General features: G+C 45.7%; 18 protein-coding genes. 11 read left to right on the plus strand and 7 right to left on the minus strand.

What is annotated here, in order from left to right; all coding sequences use genetic code 11:
- Positions 1-30: 30 nt before the first annotated feature.
- Positions 31-1,314: a tyrosine--tRNA ligase gene (gene tyrS / locus G6N79_RS06540; RefSeq protein WP_103906874.1), complete on the minus strand. Its 1,284-nt coding sequence runs from the start codon at positions 1,312-1,314 to the stop codon at positions 31-33.
- An 89-nt stretch (positions 1,315-1,403) separates the two neighbouring features.
- On the opposite strand from tyrS, the gene G6N79_RS06545 reads away from it, so the two are divergent.
- Complete coding sequence (locus G6N79_RS06545; protein WP_103906875.1) at positions 1,404-2,087, plus strand: ACP phosphodiesterase; 684 nt, start codon at positions 1,404-1,406, stop codon at positions 2,085-2,087.
- Positions 2,088-2,130: 43 nt separating this feature from the next.
- On the plus strand, positions 2,131-3,831 hold the full coding sequence (locus G6N79_RS06550; RefSeq protein WP_103906876.1) for an amino acid permease: 1,701 nt from the start codon (positions 2,131-2,133) through the stop codon (positions 3,829-3,831).
- 90 nt (positions 3,832-3,921) lie between these two features.
- Here G6N79_RS06550 and G6N79_RS06555 read toward each other — a convergent pair whose 3' ends face one another.
- Positions 3,922-5,862, minus strand: a complete 1,941-nt coding sequence (locus G6N79_RS06555) for a KUP/HAK/KT family potassium transporter (protein WP_103906877.1) — start codon at positions 5,860-5,862, stop codon at positions 3,922-3,924.
- Between the two features lie 207 nt (positions 5,863-6,069).
- Here G6N79_RS06555 and G6N79_RS06560 point away from each other — a divergent pair, with 207 nt between their 5' ends.
- A complete protein-coding gene (locus tag G6N79_RS06560) occupies positions 6,070-6,495 on the plus strand; it encodes a T9SS type A sorting domain-containing protein (protein ID WP_103906878.1) in 426 nt (141 codons plus the stop codon).
- 148 nt (positions 6,496-6,643) lie between these two features.
- Here the strand turns inward: G6N79_RS06560 and G6N79_RS06565 are convergent, their stop codons facing one another.
- Positions 6,644-7,933, minus strand: coding sequence for a citrate synthase (locus G6N79_RS06565; RefSeq protein WP_103906879.1), 1,290 nt, complete (start codon positions 7,931-7,933; stop codon positions 6,644-6,646).
- Positions 7,934-8,246: 313 nt separating this feature from the next.
- Between G6N79_RS06565 and G6N79_RS06570 the strand changes: the two genes are divergently transcribed.
- Together G6N79_RS06570 and G6N79_RS06575 are read left to right on the plus strand one after the other, a co-directional pair.
- Positions 8,247-8,609, plus strand: coding sequence for a BlaI/MecI/CopY family transcriptional regulator (locus tag G6N79_RS06570; RefSeq protein ID WP_103906880.1), 363 nt, complete (start codon positions 8,247-8,249; stop codon positions 8,607-8,609).
- A 3-nt stretch (positions 8,610-8,612) separates the two neighbouring features.
- A complete protein-coding gene (locus G6N79_RS06575) occupies positions 8,613-10,397 on the plus strand; it encodes a M56 family metallopeptidase (RefSeq protein ID WP_103906881.1) in 1,785 nt (594 codons plus the stop codon).
- 79 nt (positions 10,398-10,476) lie between these two features.
- On the opposite strand, the gene G6N79_RS06580 is transcribed toward G6N79_RS06575, so the two are convergent.
- Together G6N79_RS06580 and pth are read right to left on the minus strand one after the other, a co-directional pair.
- On the minus strand, positions 10,477-11,262 hold the full coding sequence (locus G6N79_RS06580; protein ID WP_103906882.1) for a prohibitin family protein: 786 nt from the start codon (positions 11,260-11,262) through the stop codon (positions 10,477-10,479).
- 267 nt (positions 11,263-11,529) lie between these two features.
- The gene (gene pth, locus G6N79_RS06585; protein WP_103906884.1) at positions 11,530-12,093 is read right to left on the minus strand and encodes an aminoacyl-tRNA hydrolase; all 564 of its coding nucleotides are present in this window, start codon (positions 12,091-12,093) and stop codon (positions 11,530-11,532) included.
- A gap of 126 nt (positions 12,094-12,219) precedes the next feature.
- Between pth and azu the strand changes: the two genes are divergently transcribed.
- The 6 genes from azu to G6N79_RS06615 all read left to right on the plus strand — a co-directional run bounded on the left by azu (position 12,220) and on the right by G6N79_RS06615 (position 18,979).
- Positions 12,220-12,765 (plus strand): azurin, encoded by a 546-nt coding sequence (azu, locus tag G6N79_RS06590; protein WP_103906885.1) that lies wholly within the window; start codon positions 12,220-12,222, stop codon positions 12,763-12,765.
- A gap of 65 nt (positions 12,766-12,830) precedes the next feature.
- A complete protein-coding gene (locus G6N79_RS06595) occupies positions 12,831-15,065 on the plus strand; it encodes a nitric-oxide reductase large subunit (RefSeq protein WP_200818809.1) in 2,235 nt (744 codons plus the stop codon).
- Positions 15,066-15,072: 7 nt separating this feature from the next.
- Complete coding sequence (gene ric, locus G6N79_RS06600) at positions 15,073-15,795, plus strand: iron-sulfur cluster repair di-iron protein (RefSeq protein ID WP_103906887.1); 723 nt, start codon at positions 15,073-15,075, stop codon at positions 15,793-15,795.
- Positions 15,796-16,072: 277 nt separating this feature from the next.
- A complete protein-coding gene (gene nirK, locus G6N79_RS06605) occupies positions 16,073-17,512 on the plus strand; it encodes a copper-containing nitrite reductase (RefSeq protein ID WP_103906888.1) in 1,440 nt (479 codons plus the stop codon).
- Positions 17,513-17,563: 51 nt separating this feature from the next.
- Entirely contained in the window at positions 17,564-18,331 is a 768-nt protein-coding gene (locus tag G6N79_RS06610; protein WP_200818810.1) for a formylglycine-generating enzyme family protein, read from the plus strand.
- 27 nt (positions 18,332-18,358) lie between these two features.
- Positions 18,359-18,979, plus strand: a complete 621-nt coding sequence (locus tag G6N79_RS06615) for an SCO family protein (RefSeq protein ID WP_200818811.1) — start codon at positions 18,359-18,361, stop codon at positions 18,977-18,979.
- Positions 18,980-19,068: 89 nt separating this feature from the next.
- On the opposite strand, the gene G6N79_RS06620 is transcribed toward G6N79_RS06615, so the two are convergent.
- Both G6N79_RS06620 and G6N79_RS06625 read right to left on the minus strand, forming a co-directional pair.
- The gene (locus tag G6N79_RS06620; protein WP_103906890.1) at positions 19,069-19,665 is read right to left on the minus strand and encodes a 50S ribosomal protein L25/general stress protein Ctc; all 597 of its coding nucleotides are present in this window, start codon (positions 19,663-19,665) and stop codon (positions 19,069-19,071) included.
- 173 nt (positions 19,666-19,838) lie between these two features.
- Positions 19,839-20,795: a ribose-phosphate pyrophosphokinase gene (locus G6N79_RS06625; protein WP_103906891.1), complete on the minus strand. Its 957-nt coding sequence runs from the start codon at positions 20,793-20,795 to the stop codon at positions 19,839-19,841.
- Positions 20,796-21,333: the final 538 nt, after the last annotated feature.

The raw sequence follows: 21,333 nt of genomic DNA on the forward strand, positions 1-21,333 counted from the left end.
ATAATTCGGGGCTTTTCTTGTGTGTTGCTATTAATGAACGGTGATCAGGTAGTAGTTTTTCTTACCACGCTGCACGATCAGGTATTTGTTGTTGATGAGTTGATCCGTGTTGACGGTCATTTCGATATCGTTCAATTTCTCACGGTTCAACGAAACTCCACCACCTTGAAGCATTTTACGGGCTTCCCCTTTGGAAGGGAATACCTGTGAATCTACAGCTAGGAGATCCAGGATATTGATGCCGGCGGCAAGTTTATCCTTGGCAATCTCAAACTGAGGGACACCATCGAATACTTCAAGAACAGCCTCATGGTCCAGATTGGACAAGAAATCCAGTGTTCCGTTTCCGAATAGGAACTCCGACGTCTTCACTGCAGTTTCATAATCCTGCTCACTGTGTGTACGAATGGTGATATCCTTCGCCAATGCCTTCTGCACCAAACGCATATGAGGTGCTTGGTCATGCTCAGCAATGATGGCATCGATTTCTTCCTTCGGTTTCAACGTGAAGATCTTAATCCAGTTTTTGGCGTCATCATCCGTTGCATTCAACCAGAATTGATAATATTTATATGGAGAAGTTTTCTTCGCATCCAGCCATACTGCGCCGGATTCCGTTTTACCAAACTTCTGCCCATCGGATTTCTTGATAAGCTGGGTAGTCAAGCCGAATACGGTACCCTGTTCCTGGCGGCGTACGATCTCACTACCTGTGACGATGTTACCCCATTGGTCGGAGCCACCCATCTGCACTTTACAGCCATGGTTCTTCCAAAGATAATAGAAGTCATACCCTTGAATCAGTTGATACGAGAATTCCGTGAAGGATAAACCGTTCTCCCCCTCTAGGCGTTTCTTAACCGAATCCTTGGCCATCATGTAATTCACGGTAATCAGCTTTCCAACGTCACGGATAAATTCCAAGAAACTGAAGTCTTTGAACCAATCGTAGTTGTTCACCATCTTCGCATCCGTTTCACCTTCGCCAAATTCCAGGAATTTGACCAATTGGTTTTTCAACGATGCGACATTGTGTTTCAGCGTTGCTTCATCAAGAAGGTTACGCTCTGCCGATTTAAATGAAGGGTCACCAATCATTCCCGTTGCCCCACCAACCAAAGCAATAGGCTTGTGGCCTGCATGCTGAAAGTGGATTAACGTCATGATTTGGGTTAAATGACCAACATGTAGGGAATCGCCTGTTGGGTCGAAGCCGATATAGCCCGCCACTTGTTCTTTGTTTAACAATTCTTCTGTTCCTGGCATGATGTCTTGAAGCATGCCTCTCCAGCGTAGTTCTTCTACAAAGTTCATAATATAACCCTTAAATTATTTTTAATTAAGATTGCAAAGATACGAGATTATAATGTATCTTTCAGATAATAATTGCTAGGAGCGCTTGGATGAATTTTCTTTCTCATTTCTATTTTGAACGTTTTGCAACCCATCCGGAGCGGGTAGTGGGCTCCCTACTACCAGATTTACTGAAGAACTTCGATAAGAGCTATACCTTCCACCCCCAACGGTTCGAAGAGCAGTTGTTTACCCATCCGCTGGGCGTTGAGCTGTCCGAAGGGTGGTACCGGCATGTGGAAGTCGATAAACTATTCCATAGTAGCACCTATTTCATCGATCACAGCCATTACCTGCGGAAGGAGCTTGATCCCGTCATTGCCGATCTCCCTATCCGTGGAACCTTCCTAGCCCATATTGCCATTGAACTGATTTTGGATCATTTGCTCATCAAACATGAATTGGTGAATGTTTCCCGATTATATGAGAACCTTGCCAATGTCAACCGCACGGTGCTCAAAAATTATTTAATAACCATAGGGGTTCCAGATGTGGATGGATTCCTGACCTTTTATGATAAGTTTATTGCATGGCGTTATATTTTCGAATATAAAGACTTGGAACAGATTTCAAAGCCTTTGATTAATATTTCAAAACGGATTTGGCAGTTCGAGGTGACGGCAGATGTACATGAGCGAATGACGGCAGTACTGCTTTCCTATACGGAGGAGCGGATGCATGATTTTAAAGATGTATATGCATATATTCAGGATAATTTGACGTATTTGTCATAAATTTTTTCACTTTTGTTGAAACTCCAATAAAAATTAACTTAATATGGCTAATAGGCTATTTCGAAAGAAAAGCGTAGATCAGATTCTTTCAGATGCGGAACATGGCGGCTCGGGCTTAGCGAAAGTCCTTGGTGTCCGGGACTTGGTTTCCTTGGGTATTGCCGCAATCGTCGGTGCCGGTATTTTCAGTACCATCGGACTGGCGAGTTACAACGGAGGTCCCGCAGTCTCCTTATTATTTGTCTTTGTGGCCTTTGCCTGTGTTTTCACAGCACTATCTTATGCACAGTTTGCCAGTACGGTTCCGGTTTCCGGATCGGCCTATACATATGCCTATGTGGCATTCGGCGAACTTTTCGCATGGATCATCGGTTGGGCATTGGTGCTCGAATATGCAGTTTCCAATATGGTGGTGGCGATCTCCTGGTCGCAATATTTCGTATCGATGCTGGAAGGATTCGGTATACACCTCCCCAAATGGCTGACCATGGCGCCGGGATATGCCCTAGATGCCCACCAGAAATTCCTGGAAGTAGGGTTGGATAAAATGGAATCCATCGATAAAGTTGCCCTACAGGCCTATGAAACGGCTCCTCGGATTTTGGATATGCCCATCATCTTTGACCTTCCGGCCGGCTTGATCACATTTTTTGTGACCTGGTTGGTATACATCGGAATCAAAGAGTCCCGCAAGGCCAGTAACTTCATGGTCCTGGTGAAGGTCGGGATTATTCTGGCAGTTATCCTTGGTGGTATTTTCTTTGTGAAACCTGAAAACTGGGTGCCTTTTGCTCCCAATGGCTTGGGTGGCGTAATGAGTGGGGTGGCTGCGGTATTCTTTGCCTTTATCGGCTTCGACTCCATTTCTACCACAGCGGAGGAATGTAAGAATCCGCAGCGCGATCTGCCGCGCGCAATGATCTATTGCCTACTTATCTGTGCTGTACTGTATGTGGCCATAACCCTCGTCCTAACGGGGATGGTGAATTATACCGAATTGAACGTTAAGGATCCATTGGCATATGTTTTCCAATATGTCGGATTTGACCACATGGCGGGTATAATATCGGTTACTTCTGTCATTGCGATCACATCCGCATTGTTGGTGTTCCAATTGGCACAACCGCGGATCTGGATGACCATGAGTCGGGACGGATTGCTGTGGAAGAAATTTGCCACCATCCACCCGAAATATAAAACACCATCCTTTGCGACAATCGTAACAGGTATCGTGGTTGCCGTACCGGCCTTGTTCTTCAAGATGGATTTCTTTGTGGATTTAACGTCCGTGGGGACTTTCTTCGCCTTTATCCTGGTATGTTGCGGTGTGCTGTATATGGATGCCTCAGGTCTTTCCAAACGCTCCAAATTTAAGGTGCCTTATGTGAATGGGAAGTATATCGTCGGGATTGGATTTATCATCGGCGTCATTCTGGTTTATCAATTCAGCGGAGAAACAGTTTCTCATTGGATGGAGATGGGTTCTGCCAATATCCTTTTGCATAAATCGCTGGTCATATTCTTCTGGTTGACATGGTTGGTGCTGAGTTACCTCAGTTTCAAACATAATTTCTCGCTCTTGCCGGTAATGGGAATCCTCATCAATCTGTACCTGATGTCAGAGCTTGGAGCGAGCAACTGGATCATCTTTATCCTGTGGTTATTGGCCGGTTTGGTTATCTATTTTGGGTATGGCTATAAGCATTCCAAACTCAGAAACAGAGAGGAAGAAAAAACGGTATAATCGGACAGTTTAATCAAGAGATATATTTTTAAAGCATAAAAAAGCGCCTGTGAAGAGTATCACAGGCGCTTTTTGTTGAGGCGTTATTTATTATAACCGTGTCAGCTTGACTTCTTCCGTGTTCGGAATGGTCAGTGGCACGCGCTCAAGCGTTACGAAGCTGCTATCCAGGCCAAAACCTTTCTCCTCGGAGAGGCTGAGCTTCTTCAATATTTTATAGATTTCCGTAATGATCTTCTCGTTCCATTTCAGGAAGTGTGTCTTGGAGATGACTTTCTCGAGTACCACAAAGTTGAAATCGCCAGGGATATTGTGCTTCTTCAGGGTTTCATAGTTGCTGGTGATATTGATTTCTCCATTTTTCACCATATCTTCTACTACTTTACGGAAAAGCAAGCTGATTTTCTGTTCCTCCCGGAAACCGAGATGGAAGTCAATGCGGATCAATTTCCCAGGAATCAATTGGGTGACCTTATATTCTCGTGTATGCGGGTTGTCCATGACATCCACGTGCACCAACCAATATACATCGGCACGTTTCGCTTTCTTGTTGATGATGGAATAGGTGATCTTGGATTCTACCTCGTACAGGTTGTTCGCACTGGTCAGGTAGACCAGATGGGAGGCGAACAGGGGAACGGATTTGTCCTCGCTGAGTTCGGACAGAATAGGAAAGTAGTCCCGGATATTGACGAACTTCACAAAGCGATTCTTAATTTTCCGTGCGCCGTACCAGCTATACATCACAATGAACAGACTCATCGCCAACAGCAGGGTCAACCAACCACCATGCGCAATCTTACTGATATTTCCGACTAGGAATGCCACCTCGATGATGGTATAAACCGTTGCAAAAAGACCGATCAATACCGCATTGATCCGCTTGCGGATCATAAAAACCGTCATCAGGATGGTGGTCATGATAAAGGTCAGGTTGATGGCCAGACCATAGGCAGCCTCCATATTGCTGGATTCTCGGAAGACCAAGATGACCAACATACAGCCCAAATACAGGATGAGGTTCACTGAAGGTACATAAATCTGTCCCTTGTGGTCACTCGGGTAGCGGATTGCCACTTTTGGCCATATATTCAGGCGTACCGCTTCAGCAATCAGGGTAAAGGATCCCGAAATCATGGCCTGACTGGCAATGACCGCCGCAATGGTCGCAATGGTAACCCCCCAGATCACAAACCAATCCGGCATAATCGCATAGAATGGGTTGGTTTCGCCCAATAACAATCCGTTGTGCTCCAAAAGCCATGCACCCTGTCCGAAATAGTTCAGGATCAGCATAATCTTCACATAGATCCAGCTGATGCGGATGTTGGACTTGCCCACATGGCCCATGTCCGAATACAGCGCTTCAGCACCCGTGGTACACAGGAAGATGGCACCCAGGATAAACCATGCATCGGGATAGGTCGCCAGCAGTTGGTAGGCATAATACGGATTGAGGGACTTCCAAATATCCGGACTGTGTCCCAAATAGGAGACACCCAATACACCAATCGTGGTGAACCAGATCATCATCAACGGACCAAAGACCCGACCCACGATATTCGTTCCGAACCGTTGGATGATAAAGAGGAAGGAAATGATGAGCACCACCACGGGGATTGTCGGGAAATTTGGCGTTTTGATCACCAAACCCTCGATGGCCGAAGAAATCGTGATGGCCGGTGTGATCATCCCATCGGCCAGGAGCGTACTACCTCCGATAATAGCCGGAATAATTAGCCATTTCGCCTTTTTCCGAACCAAAGAGTAGAGCGATAGAATACCGCCCTCGCCCTTGTTGTCCGCATTCAAGGTGATCAGGACGTACTTTACCGTGGTCTGAAGCGTTAAAGTCCAGAAGATACAGGACAGACCGCCATAGATCATGAGTTCCTGGATTTCTCCCTTGTTGAAAATTGCCTTGAATACGTAGAGTGGGGATGTGCCTATGTCTCCAAATATGATACCTAAACTGATTAATAAACCGCCCCAACTAAGTTTGTTGAGATTGTGTTTATGGTCTGATGACATATAGATTGTGCGTTAGTTTTGTGTCAATTATTGAGTGCAATATTACTACTTTTATTGCGACAACGTATTTTCTTGTTAAAAATTGTTAAAGGGTATAGTTTTTGCTCATAAAAAAAGTAAATTTTTTTAGTTTTGCATTAGGAAATAAGGATTAAATGTTTATTTTTGATTAAACCATTGACCTAGTTCCTATATCCAACTTTTACTATGAAATTAGAATTGAGAAAAATATCACGTCTTGCAGTCTGTAACCTATGTCTTTGCTTAGGTTTAGCAGGATATGCTCAAGCTTCTAGTTTATCCACTTCCACTTCTTCCACGGTGACGGCATTTGATTTTTCCGCAGACAAACCGGAGGAGAACGAAAAGTTGATCAATAATGTAAAGGTATTCTACAACGGCATTGCCGATCAGGTAGCTGTTCAATTCAAATTGAGCAAATCCAGTACGGTAAGCATTCGGGTGATGGATGCCCTGGGGAATGAGGTCTTGAGTCTTCACAATGGTTCCCTGGAAGCTGGCGTACAGAACCTGCAGTTCGAGACACACCAGAAATTGACCGATGGGTTTTACTTCGTTCGTGTGTCGAGTGGATCAGAGACCATCGTAAAACGTATTTCAGTTCGAAATTAAATCCATTTTTGGAAAATTAGATATTTAAAAGGCCTTCAACAGAAGGCCTTTTTCATTTTCTAACCTGTAATCATTTCACAGGTATGATTGAAAAACAGAAAAGCCGGACCTGTGAAGGATCCGGCTTTTACATGCTTGTATGAAATTCTTATTTTCTATCTGCGATAGGAACGTATTGACGAAGGTTCTCACCAATGTACACCTGTCTAGGGCGGCCAATTGGCTCCTTGTTGTCACGCATTTCTTTCCATTGTGCAATCCATCCCGGAAGACGGCCCAATGCGAACAATACGGTGAACATATCCGAGTTGAAACCTAGTGCACGGTAGATGATACCGGAGTAGAAGTCAACATTTGGATACAATTTACGGTCGATGAAGTACTGATCGCTCAGTGCTGCTTCTTCCAGACGTTTCGCGATATCCAATACCGGATCTTGAACGCCTAATTTTTCCAACACATCGTCACATGCTTTCTTGATGATTTTAGCACGTGGGTCGAAGTTTTTGTATACACGGTGTCCAAATCCCATCAAACGGAATGGATCGTTTTTGTCTTTTGCTTTTGCCAAGTATTTGTCAGCATCGCCGCCATCGTTCTTGATCGCTTCCAACATCTCGATTACCGCTTGGTTGGCACCGCCATGCAATGGACCCCAAAGGGCATTGATACCTGCGGAAATGGATGCGTACATGTTTGCGTTTGATGAACCTACCATACGTACCGTAGAGGTCGAACAGTTTTGCTCGTGGTCCGCATGTAAGATCAATAATTTATGCATCGCATCGATTACTACTGGGTCGAAAGTTTTCTCCTGATTTACTTCGCCGAAGATCATGTTCAAGAAATTCTCGATATAGCCAAAGTTGTTTTTCGGATAAACTACCGGATGGCCCAAAGATTTCTTCTGGATCCAAGATACGATCGTTGGCATTTTCGCCAAAAGATTGATGATCATCTTGTTCTCTTCCTCGTCCGTTTGGTTCGGGTTCAAAGATTCTGGATAGAATGCCGATAGCGCACCTACCAAACAAGAAAGCTGACCCATCGGGTGAGATTTGGATGGAAATCCAGCAAAGAAATTCTTCATGTCTTCGTGGATCATCATCTGCGAACGGATGTCCGCACGGAATTTCTCCAATACATCCTTCGTTGGAAGTTCGCCATAAATCAATAGGTAGGCAACCTCTAAGAAAGTAGATTTATCCGCTAAATCTTCGATCGCATAACCACGGTAGGTCAATACACCTTTCTCTCCATCTAAGAAGGTAATGGCACTCTTTGTCGATCCTGTGTTTTTAAATCCCGGGTCTAGGGTAATGTATCCTGATTGGTCTCTTAATTTTGAAATATCTATGGCTTTTTCATTCTCCGTTCCCGTGATAACAGGGAAATCAAATGTAGTCCCATTTAAGTTAATAGATGCAGTTTCAGACATAATCTAATTTCTTGTATTTATAGTGATATTACTTTAATCGTATTCTTACAAATGTATAAAATTGATTTCTATTTTTTACCCCCGGCGTCGATAATAAATGACACAAATTCGTCATTTTGGCTAAATATTAGCCACTTTTTCAAGGCATTTGTTCAGAACAGCCAATTCTTTTCCATTATCGATATCGAATGCAAATTGATCCCTTGAATCGCACCACTATCGCTTGACAATCAATCCCTAAACGCGTAAAAAAATGTTAAAATATTTGGACGTCTACGAAAAGTTCGTAAATTAGTGAAAAATACGTAGACCTATGGAAAAGCTAACCTTGCAAGAAGAAGAAGCGATGTTGTCGATCTGGCAATTGAATGGTGGTTTTGTCCGGGAAATCCTGGAGAATCTTAAAGACGGTCAAATGCCCTATACAACCCTGGCGTCCACCATCCGGAACCTGGAAAAAAAAGGCTATGTGAAAGCCGTGAAGTACGCTAATGCCAAGCGGTATGAACCCATGGTATCGGCGGAAGAGTATAAAGCCAAGTTCATGAATTCCTTCGTCGGCGATTATTTCAAGAATTCGTATAAGGAAATGGTTTCCTTCTTTGTGAAGGAGGAGAAGCTGAGTTCCGAAGAGTTGGAGGAAATCATGAGTATGATCAAGAACCAAAAATCTTAAACGATGGAAGCGATACTGACCTACCTCATTCAAGTGAACCTGCTCTTGGCGTTGCTGTTCCTGGGTTACCAAGGTTTGTTGAAAGGGCTAACTTTCTACAGGCTCAACAGGCTGTATCTGTTGCTTGGCTCAATGTACGCCTTCCTGTACCCATTCTTAGATGTAAAGTCTTGGTTTGCGGACAAGCTCGAGCTCCCTCAGGGTATTTTCTATAGTTATCTCCCGGCGGTGGAGGTGGAGCAGGCCACCCAATTCAGTTTCGTCGATCTATTGACCTACACAGTGCTGTTGGGGGCAACCGTGTTCTTTACAAAATTGCTCATGCAGTTATTGAGCCTGCTGCGTATCCATTGGCACTCCAAACCTGCCCATTGGCGGCAATACCTCTTTCGTAACGTGGTTTTTCCCATTACGCCGTTTTCCTTTTTCAATAAAATCTATCTCCATCAGGAGCAGCACCATGACCTGGAGCTGAACGATATTTTCAAGCACGAATACGTCCATGTGAAAGGCCTTCACAGTATCGACGTCCTCTGGTTTGAAATGGTGTTGATAACCTGTTGGTATAATCCTTTCGTATGGCTAATGCGCAAATCCGTACGTCAAAATCTGGAATTCTTGACTGATCAACAAGTGCTGGATAAAGGTGTGGACCGACAGGCTTACCAATACTCGCTGCTGCATGTCACCAAGCAGGGTGCTCGTGTGGACATCAGCAACCAGTTTAATTTTAAAACCTTAAAAAAGCGCATTATGATGATGAACAAAAAACGCTCATCGAAGGTGGAGCTGGGCAAGTACGCCTTTCTCCTCCCAATCTTGATCATTACCGGCATCAGTTTTTCAGTAAACAGGGCAGAGGCTCAGATTGAAAAGGTGGTCATCCAATTGCAGGATGCCGACGTGGTCGAACAGATGGACCGGGTGATGACCATTAAGCTCCCGGATACCACCAAGCAAGAGGTCAATCGGGTCCATATCGCCAGGGACATGGGAACCCCAGATTCCATTATAGTGAATTTGAAGGAATCTACCGACGAAGTAATCGTCCGTGAGAAAGGCAACATGGAACAGGGGACAAATACTGAATTCCGCCCCAAAGTGGAACGGATTACCGTAGATCTTCGGAGACCTGTGATAATCTATAATGGAGAAAAACTGTCGAAGGAAGCTTCCATAATAAATGTTCCGCTCGAGGAAATGTCGTCCGTGGAAATCATAAAAGGTCCGGAGGCTGTACAGAAATACGGTCAGGAAGCAAAATATGGCGCCCTTGTTGTCAGGGGTAACCTTCCTGCAGATCGTTTTATGCCCAGGACACCGCAGGTAGGAGTTGAGTTCAGATCCAAAAAGGTCAAGAATATACCAGGGTTGACTGTCAGCGGACAACAGACAGATACCGTTATAACGGTACAGGGATTCCAGTCGAAACCACAACGGTTACATAATGGGGAAGGGATGAAGTTCGAGGCGAAACAACAGGATCTGACAGAAATAACGGTGCAGGGCTACAAGCGTCCTGACAAAACTGAAGATAATTCTTCCGCTGCCGAAAGTATTCCCCACCGCATTCGAATCTTAGGACATTCGCTAAATTCTGGGAATGCAAGGGATGCACTATATTTTATCGATGGCAAGGAAAGCTCCTTCAAAGAGACCCAGAAAATCAATGCCGCGGAAATTGATAGCTTTGAGACAATAAGTCCAACTTCTGCAACATCCCTATACGGTCAGAAGGGCAAGCATGGAGCGATCATTATTACAACCAAGAACGCCAAGAGAAAGTAATCGGAATTTTTAACAATCTATATTTTTTAACCCCATCAAATTAGGCAAAAAAATAGCAGCCCTTGGGCTGCTATTTTGATTATTTGATATCCTTGAAAATTACCGGACTGTTGCCGTACAATGGCGTTGATCCGTCCCATTTCTCGATAAATTGTTGTTGGATGATCAATGGTGATAGGGTTTGCTGCCTAAGTTCGTTGGCTTTGGCTTCTGCTTCCGCCTGCACGATCATCTTCTTGGCATCGGCCTCTACCACTTTCAGCTCATTTTCGGCCTGTTGTGCCTTCTGTATGGCCGCATTCTTGGCATTGATTGCTTGGGTGATGGATTCCGGGTATTGGATGCCACTGGTCAATTGCTCCAGCACAAAGCCTTCCTGAGCCAGAAACTTGTTCATCTTATCCTGTACACCCGCTTCAAAACGTTCGCGATTGCTGATAATCGAATCCGTACTGTAGTTATTGAATTCAATACGGTAAACATCCTTGATGTGGTTCACCAAGGTCATGTTCAGGATCTCCTCAACCGGTTTGCGGTATTTGGTGAAAATCTTTGGGGAACTGCCCAAGCTTACCCGAAGGGAAAGGGTAGGATCCACCGAAAATACAGAACCATCCTTGGCATTCACGGTAAAGCTCTCGTAGTTTACGGTCTGTACATAGGTCGGAAATTCATAGATGGATTCGGTAACCGGGTTGTACCATACGCGGCCGGTAACTAGGCTGACGTCCTGAACACCCTTTTCCGAACCGTACAATTTGACTTTGATGCCCTCATATCCTGCGTCAATACGCTCCGTACAGGAAACCCAGACAATAAAAGCCACAATAAGTGTTGCGCTAAGCGCGATGAGGTTACGTTTCATTAAATTGGTTTGTTAATTAGATATAGTATAAATTTATAAAGTACGGCAGCTAAAAGGATAAGTAGGCCAACTCCAGCAATAACATCCCAGTCATTCGCTTCACTTAGCAAATGAAAAGCCTGTGTCGACCCCCAAATCAAAAACACAAGGACTACCGGAATGGCAATGAATGGTCTAATTTTATCCATGGCGATAAGTTCAATATTTGTCTATAAGATACCGAAAAATGCCGAATTATAAAAGGGGTAGACCCGAAAAAATAATATATTATTTGGTGTTCAGGTTGGTCATGGTCAACTCGATCCCGATGTTGATGAAGCTGTTCACCATTTTCACGGCATGCTCGATCAGGGCCGGGAGCTCACGGGCTTCCTCTTTATCGAACGGACCCAGGACATAGTCCACCTGACGGCCCTTTGAAAAATTGTCGCCAATCCCGAAACGCAGACGTGGGTAATGCTGGCTACCGACACTGGCTTCTATGGAGCGAAGACCATTGTGCCCGGCTGCAGAACCCTTGGGTTTAATGCGCAGTGATCCGAACGGTATCGCCAGGTCATCAACGATAACCAAAACATTCTGGATGGGCACCTTCAGCTCGTGCATCCAATAGTTAACGGCTTTCCCACTCAGGTTCATGAATGTCGTAGGTTTGATCACCACCACATTGTGGCCGCGCTGCTTGTACTCCGTATAGTACGCATGCTTCAGCGTAGACCAGGTGCTGCCCGCTTGGTTGGCAAGCTCATCCGCTACCATAAAACCAATGTTATGTCTCGTGTCGGCATATTCCCTGCCGATATTCCCTAAGCCTACGATCAAATAATTCATGCTTGCAAAAGTAAGATTTATCGCGCTGTTATTGAAATATTATATCTATCACGGAAAAATGTGACCAAGGGAATTTTTTAGCATTCCTAAAAAAGACAAATTTGTCTTAAATATAAAGCACATATCATGAAAAAATTATTCAACATCGGATCAATCGCATTATTAACCAGTTTAGTGATCGCTTCATGCGGCAACGCGGACCAAGGAAAGTCCAGCGAAGTCGACCATAGCGCACATACAACGGAAGCAACCGCTGAAACGTCAGCACCTGCGTCCACCCCGTCAACAACGGCTGCCGCAACGTCAAACACGATAACTGTGGAAAGCAACGACCAAATGCAATTCAATGTGAGTGAACTGCACGTCAAAGCTGGAGAGCCTGTAAGCCTGACGCTAAAACATGTCGGCAAAATGGATAAAAAAGTAATGGGCCATAACCTTATCGTCCTGAAATCAGGGGCTGATGTCGCCAAGTTTACCGAAGAAGCCTTGAAAGCACAAGCGACTGACTATATCCCGCAATCCAGCGATATCGTCGCGCATACCGACCTGATCGGTGGCGGGGAAGAGAGTAAGATCGAATTTACACTGGATAAAGCTGGGACCTACGATTTCATCTGTTCGTTCCCAGGCCATGCCGGAATCATGAAAGGAAAGATTATAGCCGAATAGTTGAACAAGTGAAACTGGTGCAGCGTAAGGCTGCACTGGTTTTTTAAAACCCAAACCTTCGTATCATGACAAGAGAGAAAAAATTATGGTGGTCCTTTATCCTCGTGGTGCTGATATCCTTCGGGGTATTGCTGTACTACGGGTATGAGATCTACCAAGTAGCACCACCCGTTCCCGAAGCGGTCGTCGATGAAAATGGCGAACAACTGTTTACCGGTGATGACATTCGGGATGGGCAGAATATCTGGCAAAGTATCGGTGGTCAGGAAGTGGGTTCCATCTGGGGGCACGGCGCATACGTCGCACCGGATTGGACAGCTGATTACCTGCATCGCGAGGCTTTGCATATCCTCGGAATCTATGCACAACGGGAATATGCAAAACCCTACGATGCCCTCCAAGAGGAACAGCAGGCCTTACTTTCGACCCGCTTGAAAAAGAATATCCGAAAGAACACCTACGATCCGGCGACAAAAACCCTAACCATCGATGCCGATAGGATCGCAGCATACCGCGAACTGTCCGCTTATTATGCAGGTCTGTTCACGGATGACCCCAAATTTGATCAATTGCGGAAAGATTATGCCATTCCGGTAAATTCCATTCAGGATGCTACCCGCATGCAGCAGATGAACGCATTTTTCTTTTGGGCAACCTTGGCAACGGTTACCAACCGTCCGGATGCCGAAGTATCCTATACCCACAACTGGCCGAACGAGAAGCTCGTGGGCAATGAAATGACCATGGACCTGCTGGCCTGGTCGGGGGTAAGTATTATCCTCTTGATCTTTTGTGTAGGTGCGCTCGTGCTCTACCAAGTGAAATCCGGGGAGGATGATGAATTGCTGTATCCCGCGGAAGACCCGTTACTGCGACAAGGCGTAACACCATCCATGCGGTTGGTGAAAAAATACTTCTGGGTGGTGAGCCTCTTGATGTTGGTGCAAGTGGGGTTGGGGATTGTTACGGCGCACTATGGTGTGGAAGGCGACGGGCTGTACGGTATTCCGATCGACCAGTTTCTTCCTTATGCTGTAACGCGGACCTGGCATACACAGCTGGCTATCTTCTGGATCGCCACAGCCTGGCTGGCAACAGGCCTCTATATCGCACCGGCGGTATCCGGAAAGGATCCGAAATTCCAGGTGTTCGGCGTAAACTTCCTGTTCATAGCGCTATTGATTATCGTTGCGGGGTCCATGATCGGACAATGGTTCGGGGTCATGCAAAAATTGAACCTTGTGGAGAACTTCTGGTTCGGGCACCAAGGATATGAGTATGTCGATCTGGGCAGATTCTGGCAGATCTTCCTGTTTGTCGGCCTCTTTGTATGGCTTGCCTTGATGATCAGACCATTGCTGCCGGTATTGAGGCGCGGAGGTGAAGAGAAGAACCTGATCATTATGTTCCTGATTTCCTGTTCAGCCATTGCGCTGTTCTATGGTGCAGGGCTAATGTGGGGAAGACAGACCAACTTGGCCATTGCCGAATATTGGCGCTGGTGGGTGGTACACCTGTGGGTAGAGGGCTTCTTTGAAGTGTTTGCTACCGTGGTGATGGCTTTCCTTTTCGTTCGCCTCGGATTGCTGAAACCGAAAAGCGCAACCTCAAGTGTACTGTTCTCCACCATTATCTTCCTATCCGGGGGGATCTTGGGGACTTTCCACCACCTGTACTTCTCGGGAACACCAACAGCTGTTATGGCATTGGGAGCTACCTTCAGTGCGTTGGAAGTTGTGCCATTGACCATTATCGGTTTTGAGGCCTACCATAATTACAAGATCTCCAAAGCGACCAAGTGGCTACAGGATTACAAATGGCCGATTTACTTCCTGATTTCCGTGGCCTTCTGGAATTTCTTGGGAGCAGGGGTCTTTGGATTCATCATCAATCCGCCAATCGCACTCTATTACGTACAAGGTCTCAATACCACACCGCTTCACGGACATACCGCTTTATTCGGAGTGTACGGGATGTTAGGAATAGGCTTGATGCTGTTCGTGCTCAGAAGCTTGTATCGCAATGTGAAGTGGAATGACAAACTGATCAAGGTCGGCTTTTGGGGATTGAATATCGGTCTCTTGGGTATGGCGCTCCTTAGCCTTTTGCCGGTGGGTGTTTGGCAGGCCATTGAAAGTATTGGCAAGGGCATGTGGTATGCCCGGTCTGCCGAGCTGATGCAGCAACCGGGAATGGTCTTCCTGAAATGGATGCGTACACCGGGGGATGTGGTGTTCGCCATCGGTGTCTTCGCCATCGCTTGGTTCGTATTTGATTTAACCCTTAAAAACAAAAAATAACAATAACATGGAAAATTTAATGAATGAAAAAATAGGCGATATCGTAGCTAAGAATTTCAAGACTGCTGCGGTATTCACAAAATATGGATTGGACTTCTGTTGCGGTGGACAGATTAGCTTGGAGAAGGCTGCCGAGAAAAAGGGCATCGATGCCGAAGCACTGTTGGCGGAGGTGAATGCTGTCCTGCAGGAAGGCGGTCAGGAACAGATCGACTTTAATGCTTGGCCTACGGATCTCCTCGCATCTTATATCGTGAAAACTCACCACCGGTATGTACGTGAGAAAACTCCTGTATTGCTGACCTACCTCAACAAGATTGCGAAGGTCCATGGTGAGCGGCATCCGGAATTACTTGAGATCAATAAACTGTTTGAGGAATGCGCGGTGGAGCTTGGCCATCACCTGGAAAAGGAGGAAAAGGTGCTGTTCCCGTATATTGAAAAATTGGAAGAGTCCAAAACAGATCGCAATGCCTACCAGCAGCCTGGTTTCGGATCGGTGAAGAATCCCATCTGGATGATGATCCACGAGCACGAAGCTGAGGGTAACCGCTTTGAAAAGATTGCTGAATTATCGAACAACTATACTGCGCCGGATGATGCTTGCAGCACCTACCGGGTAGCTTTCGATATGTTGCGCGAATTTGAACAAGATCTTCATAAACATATCCATTTGGAGAATAATATCCTATTCCCCAAATCCATAAAATTGGAAGAGACCCTGCTTTAGAATCTCCTCATTATGACTCCATATTCATGCGCCCGCATGGAACGTAAAACAGCGTTCGAAAATTAAATTAAGTAAACGGAGAGGTTATCGTGCATAGCCCCTCCGTTTTTTGGTGAAAAATGCGGTTTTTTATTATGTACGGGCGGTTTTTGAATTGTCATAAAAATGTAACGAAGGTCGCTTTTTTGCATGGTAACAGTCATATTTTATGCGCGATTTTTAGGGTATTTTTAGTTAAAAGGAAAGGATAAAAAGAATACAAATTAACATCTACTATATGAAAAGGAAATTCAAAATTTTCAGTATGCTGATGGGGTTTGGCCTTGCATTTATGAGCTGCAGCCAACCTGCCGAAAATAAGGCAACCGATACCAGCAAGATACCGGTAAAGGGGGAGTTCGTAGCCGAACTGACATCCCCGCCGCATGTTCCAAAACCTATTGGCAAACGGGATGCCGCCAAGCTTAAGGTAAGCTTGGAGATCCTCGAACTTGAGGGCGAAATGGTGGATGGCGTAAGCTATACCTATTGGACCTTTGGTGGAACCGTGCCGGGACAGTTTATCCGTACCCGCGTTGGGGATGAGGTGGAGTTTCTGTTGAAGAACCACCCGGACAACAAACTGCCGCACAACATTGACCTGCATGCCGTAACCGGTCCTGGCGGTGGTGCGGAGTCTTCCCTGGTGGCGCCTGGACATGAGGTGTCGTTCTCATTCAAGTGTCTCAACCCCGGACTGTATGTGTACCACTGTGCCACAGCTCCCGTGGGTATGCACATCGCAAATGGAATGTACGGCCTAATCCTGGTCGAGCCAGAAGGTGGATTGCCACCCGTGGAGCGCGAATATTACGTGATGCAGGGGGACTTCTATACCGAAGGTGGCTATGGCGACAAAGGATTGCAACCATTCGATATGAACAAAGCGATCAAAGAAGAAGCTGATTATGTGGTGTTCAATGGCAATGTGAATGCATTGGTCAATGAAAATGCCCTTCAGGCAAAAGTGGGTGAAACCATTCGCCTCTTTGTCGGTAATGGTGGCCCCAACTTGGTGTCTTCCTTCCACGTGATCGGAGAGATCTTTGACAAGGTGCATGTTGAAGGGGGAGACCTGATCAATAAGAATATCCAGACCACGATGATCCCAGCCGGAGGTTCTGCCATCGTGGAGTTTAAGGTGGATGTACCGGGAACATTGGTGCTCGTCGATCACTCCATTTTCCGCGCCTTCAATAAGGGAGCGCTCGGGATGATGAAGGTAGAAGGTGAGGAAAACCACCAGATCTATTCCGGAAAGATCATGGAAGGAATCTATCTACCTGAGGGTGGTACCATCCAGAAAATGCCGAAGAAGAAAAAGGTAGAGGTCATTGAGAACAAGACAACCGATCAATCCATCAAGGATGGAAAGGCCATCTTCGCCAGGACCTGTTTGGCCTGTCACCAAAGTGAAGGGCAGGGGATCAAGGCGGTATTCCCGCCATTGGCAAAATCCGATTACCTCAATAAGCACAAGGATAAATCCATTGATGCGGTTCTGTTCGGCCTGAAGGGAGAAATAACCGTGAATGGCGAGAAATATAATTCTGTCATGCCTAGTCAGGCGCTATCGGATCAAGAAGTGGCCGATGTGCTGAACTATGTGTACAGCAACTGGGGGAACAACAAAACCGTTGTGACGCCAGCGGACATAAAGAAACGTCGAGAAAAATAAGAAATCAGGGGCAAGGTCCTGAACGACCTTGCCCCCAAAACCCTGATCGCTATGTTTAAATGCTTCACCTTCCTGATTGTTTTGTTTGGGATACTTTCCCTTCCGCCAGCACTTTCGCAAGAAATGGTGCTGGTGAAAAAAGGGAGCTTTGTGCCGCTCTATGGGTCGGCAGATAAGCAGCCAGTACAGGTCAAGTCCTTTTACCTGGATGTTTATCCCGTTACCAATGCCCAGTACTTGGAGTTTCTCAAACAGAATAAGGCCTTCACAAAATCGCAGATCAAGACCATATTTGCCAACAAGAGCTATTTGGCCTATTGGAAGTCCGACCTGGATTACGGGGATGCGAAACCAAATGCGCCGGTGACGAACGTATCCTGGTATGCAGCGAAGAAATACTGTGAGCGTATGGGGAAACGTTTGGCCACGGTGGATGAATGGGAGTATGCCGCCATGTCGGATGCAAAGACCTTGGACGCACGCGCAAAGAAATCATACAACCAATATATCCTGAATTGGTACGAGAGCCCACGAACATATAACAACGTGGTTGGCAGTACTTTCAAGAACTATTGGGGGGTCTATGATATGCATGGCTTGGTTTGGGAGTGGACAGCAGATTTTAACAGCACCTTTCTGACCGGCGAATCGCGGAAGGATCGGGGTGATGATGGCAATTTATTTTGCGGCGGTGCCTCGGTCAACGCCAGCGACCTGATGAACTATGCCGCCTTTATGCGCTATGCCTTTCGGGGCAGCATGAAGGCAGCCTATGGCGGCAGGAACCTGGGCTTCCGATGCGCCAGGGATTATAAGTAAGGAGCAATTAAGGAATAATTAACGAATATGAAACTACGAATGAAATACCTCGGATGGGTAGCCTGCGTGGTGGGGCTATTGCTGGGCTGCCAGCCCAAGAGCGGCGACACGCAAACTGCCAAGAAACAGCCAGTCGTGACGGAGGATCTTTCGGATCTGTCCGTCTATCATTTGCCGGCCCATTGGACAAACCAGGATGGCGAACAGATGGAATTGAAGGACCTCCAGGGCAATGTGGTCGTCGTGGCCATGATCTATACCTCCTGCAAGGCGGCATGTCCCCGTTTGGTGGCGGATATGCGGCATATCGAGAAAACAATTGACACGAAGCATAGGGATAGGGTCAAGTTTCTTTTGGTCAGCATTGATCCGGAAACCGATACCCCCGAAAAGCTGAAGCAATTTGCCATCGATAATGAAATGGATGGACAGCAATGGCTTTTCCTTCGCTCCAATGAGAACGATACGCGCGAATTTGCGGCAACATTGGCCGTGAATTACAAAAAGATATCGCCGATCGATTTCTCCCATTCCAATATCATCAGCCTGTTCAACCCGGGTGGTGAACTGGTCTACCAGCAGGAAGGGCTGGGCGTGGATTATGCACCGACCATTGCGGCCATTGAAGCCGAGGCCAACAAACTTTAAGCATGCACTTACCCTTTATATATTAAGTTAAACAAAAGAAGGCATCGAGTGATCGATGCCTTCCTATTCTATACCGTGGTTGGTATGGATTATTTTTTACCGCCTTTAGCAGCTTTAGCAGCTTCTTGCTCTGCTTGACGCAATGCACGAGACATTACTACCGATACGATCGTATCATCGCTGTTGTTCAATACGACTGCATCTTTCAATTCTACTTGAGCAACGCGGAAAGATTTACCTACTTCTAAGCTTTCCATAGGAACTTCGATTTCCTGAGGCAAGTTGTTAGGCAATGCTTTTACGCGAAGGTTACGTAATTTCTGTACCAATTTACCACCCATTTTCACACCTGGAGATGTTCCGGTCAATTTGATTGGGATGTTTACAGAAACTTCTTTATCATCGAATAATTCCAAGAAATCCACGTGAGTAACTAAGTCAGTCAATGGGTGGAATTGAGCTTCTTGAACGATAGCTTTTGATTTTTTGCCGTTGATATCCAACTCTACGAAGACAACTTCTGGAGTGTAAAGAACGGATTTCAAATCAGCTGCGGATACAGATAGGTGTGTTTGCTCTTTACCACCATAAAGAACCGCTGGGATTTTTCCCTCGTAACGCAATTCTTTTGCATCTCTTTTCCCTACGTTCTGTCTTGCAGAACCGCTAATAGCAATTGATTTCATTTGTTAAATATTAAAATTTTGAGGTGCAAAGATAATCAATAAGTTGAATTACTGAAAGGATTTTCATTTTATTTTGGATGAATAATCCGCTGGCTATCAATTATTCCGAGAAAAAGAAAAGCGGCAGGGAGATCATTTCCCTGCCGCTCTTTACATTTATAACCTAAATGGTCTTATTTTACGTCGAATAGATCAGAAATTGATCCATGCTCGTTTACATTCTTGATTGCACCCGCAAATAGGTTCGCCGTGGAAAGTACCTTGATCTTGCTGCACTGCGCTGCTTTTTCAGGGTTCAATTGAATCGTGTCAGTAACGATCATTTCAGTCAATACAGAATTCTCGATGGTTTCGTAAGCCTTGCCCGATAGGACAGCATGCGTACACACCGCACGTACCGATTTTGCACCGTTCTCCATGATCAATGCTGCTGCCTTGGATAATGTACCCGCAGTATCACAGATATCATCGATCAGAACCACATCCATACCTGTAACATCACCGATGATGGACATGGATTCAATTTCGTTCGCACGTTTTCTGCGTTTGTCACAGATCACAACCTCTGCATTGAAGAATTTCGCGAATGTACGCGCACGGTACGATCCGCCCATATCCGGAGAAGCGATCATCAGGTTCTCCAAGTTCAAGGACTTGATGTAAGGAACAAAGATTATCGCACCATCCAAGTGGTCAACCGGGATATCAAAGAATCCTTGGATCTGTGCTGCGTGCAAGTCCATGGTCATGATACGGTGAGCACCCGCAGCGGTAATCAGATTTGCAATCATCTTCGCGCCAATCGCTACACGTGGTTTGTCCTTACGGTCCTGACGTGCATAGCCAAAATAAGGTACCACCACCGTGATGTAATGCGCAGAAGCACGCTTCGCAGCATCGATCATCAAGAGTAATTCCAATAAGTTGTCTGAAGGTTGGTTGGTCGATTGGATGAGGAATATATCGCTCCCGCGAACTGATTCATTGTAAAATGGTTGAATCTCGCCATCTGAAAACTTTGACAGAGTCATGTCTCCAAGAGGTTTTCCGTATGATTTTGAAATCTTCTCCGCTAATTCCAGTGTACCCGATCCAGCGAATAATTTTACGGTATTAAATTGCAAAGGCATGGTGAAATGATTTTTGGGGTTTTTATATTTTTTATACTGTTTTCTGCACCATCGTTAACTGCTCTTCCCAGAGTCTGTTAAATAATTATAGCCGCAAAGTTAGGTAAATGTTTTAGATTATGAAATTAGAAATGAATAGGGAAAGTTCAAGTTTGCTTGGCCTGTTGACGTAGCGGTTTGCCTTGGGGCTTGGCGCTATGCTGAAGCAACTGTTCGTTAACGGAGTAGGTGTGCAGGAACGCCAATGCCCTGTCGCCTTTCATCGCAATTTGCCCCAACGCAACATGTGGTGTGCGAAGGCTGGCAATTGGTTTATATGCATGAGTTGCAACTCTAACAAAAAAATAGGAAAGGGTGGACCTTGTCTGAGGTGCATGCGAGGTGCGACCGAGGTGTAGCCGTGGTGAATACGTGTCTATAGACACGCTCTCACCACGCTCTCAGTACGCTCTCACCACGGTCTCATGTCGGACAAGGTCCTTGTGTAATTTTAAGGGAATTATCGTTGGTTTATGGTTATGTGTCTTATAATGAGGTG

This window comes from Sphingobacterium lactis, assembly GCF_011046555.1.
GTDB classification, from domain to species: Bacteria; Bacteroidota; Bacteroidia; order Sphingobacteriales; family Sphingobacteriaceae; genus Sphingobacterium; species Sphingobacterium lactis.

Coding starts and splice junctions, on each gene's coding strand:
- tyrS (WP_103906874.1), bottom strand. CDS start 1,314: ATGAACTTTGTAGAAGAACTACGCTGGAGAGGCATGCTTCAAGACATC.
- G6N79_RS06545 (WP_103906875.1), top strand. CDS start 1,404: ATGAATTTTCTTTCTCATTTCTATTTTGAACGTTTTGCAACCCATCCG.
- G6N79_RS06550 (WP_103906876.1), top strand. CDS start 2,131: ATGGCTAATAGGCTATTTCGAAAGAAAAGCGTAGATCAGATTCTTTCA.
- G6N79_RS06555 (WP_103906877.1), bottom strand. CDS start 5,862: ATGTCATCAGACCATAAACACAATCTCAACAAACTTAGTTGGGGCGGT.
- G6N79_RS06560 (WP_103906878.1), top strand. CDS start 6,070: ATGAAATTAGAATTGAGAAAAATATCACGTCTTGCAGTCTGTAACCTA.
- G6N79_RS06565 (WP_103906879.1), bottom strand. CDS start 7,933: ATGTCTGAAACTGCATCTATTAACTTAAATGGGACTACATTTGATTTC.
- G6N79_RS06570 (WP_103906880.1), top strand. CDS start 8,247: ATGGAAAAGCTAACCTTGCAAGAAGAAGAAGCGATGTTGTCGATCTGG.
- G6N79_RS06575 (WP_103906881.1), top strand. CDS start 8,613: ATGGAAGCGATACTGACCTACCTCATTCAAGTGAACCTGCTCTTGGCG.
- G6N79_RS06580 (WP_103906882.1), bottom strand. CDS start 11,262: ATGAAACGTAACCTCATCGCGCTTAGCGCAACACTTATTGTGGCTTTT.
- pth (WP_103906884.1), bottom strand. CDS start 12,093: ATGAATTATTTGATCGTAGGCTTAGGGAATATCGGCAGGGAATATGCC.
- azu (WP_103906885.1), top strand. CDS start 12,220: ATGAAAAAATTATTCAACATCGGATCAATCGCATTATTAACCAGTTTA.
- G6N79_RS06595 (WP_200818809.1), top strand. CDS start 12,831: ATGACAAGAGAGAAAAAATTATGGTGGTCCTTTATCCTCGTGGTGCTG.
- ric (WP_103906887.1), top strand. CDS start 15,073: ATGGAAAATTTAATGAATGAAAAAATAGGCGATATCGTAGCTAAGAAT.
- nirK (WP_103906888.1), top strand. CDS start 16,073: ATGAAAAGGAAATTCAAAATTTTCAGTATGCTGATGGGGTTTGGCCTT.
- G6N79_RS06610 (WP_200818810.1), top strand. CDS start 17,564: ATGTTTAAATGCTTCACCTTCCTGATTGTTTTGTTTGGGATACTTTCC.
- G6N79_RS06615 (WP_200818811.1), top strand. CDS start 18,359: ATGAAACTACGAATGAAATACCTCGGATGGGTAGCCTGCGTGGTGGGG.
- G6N79_RS06620 (WP_103906890.1), bottom strand. CDS start 19,665: ATGAAATCAATTGCTATTAGCGGTTCTGCAAGACAGAACGTAGGGAAA.
- G6N79_RS06625 (WP_103906891.1), bottom strand. CDS start 20,795: ATGCCTTTGCAATTTAATACCGTAAAATTATTCGCTGGATCGGGTACA.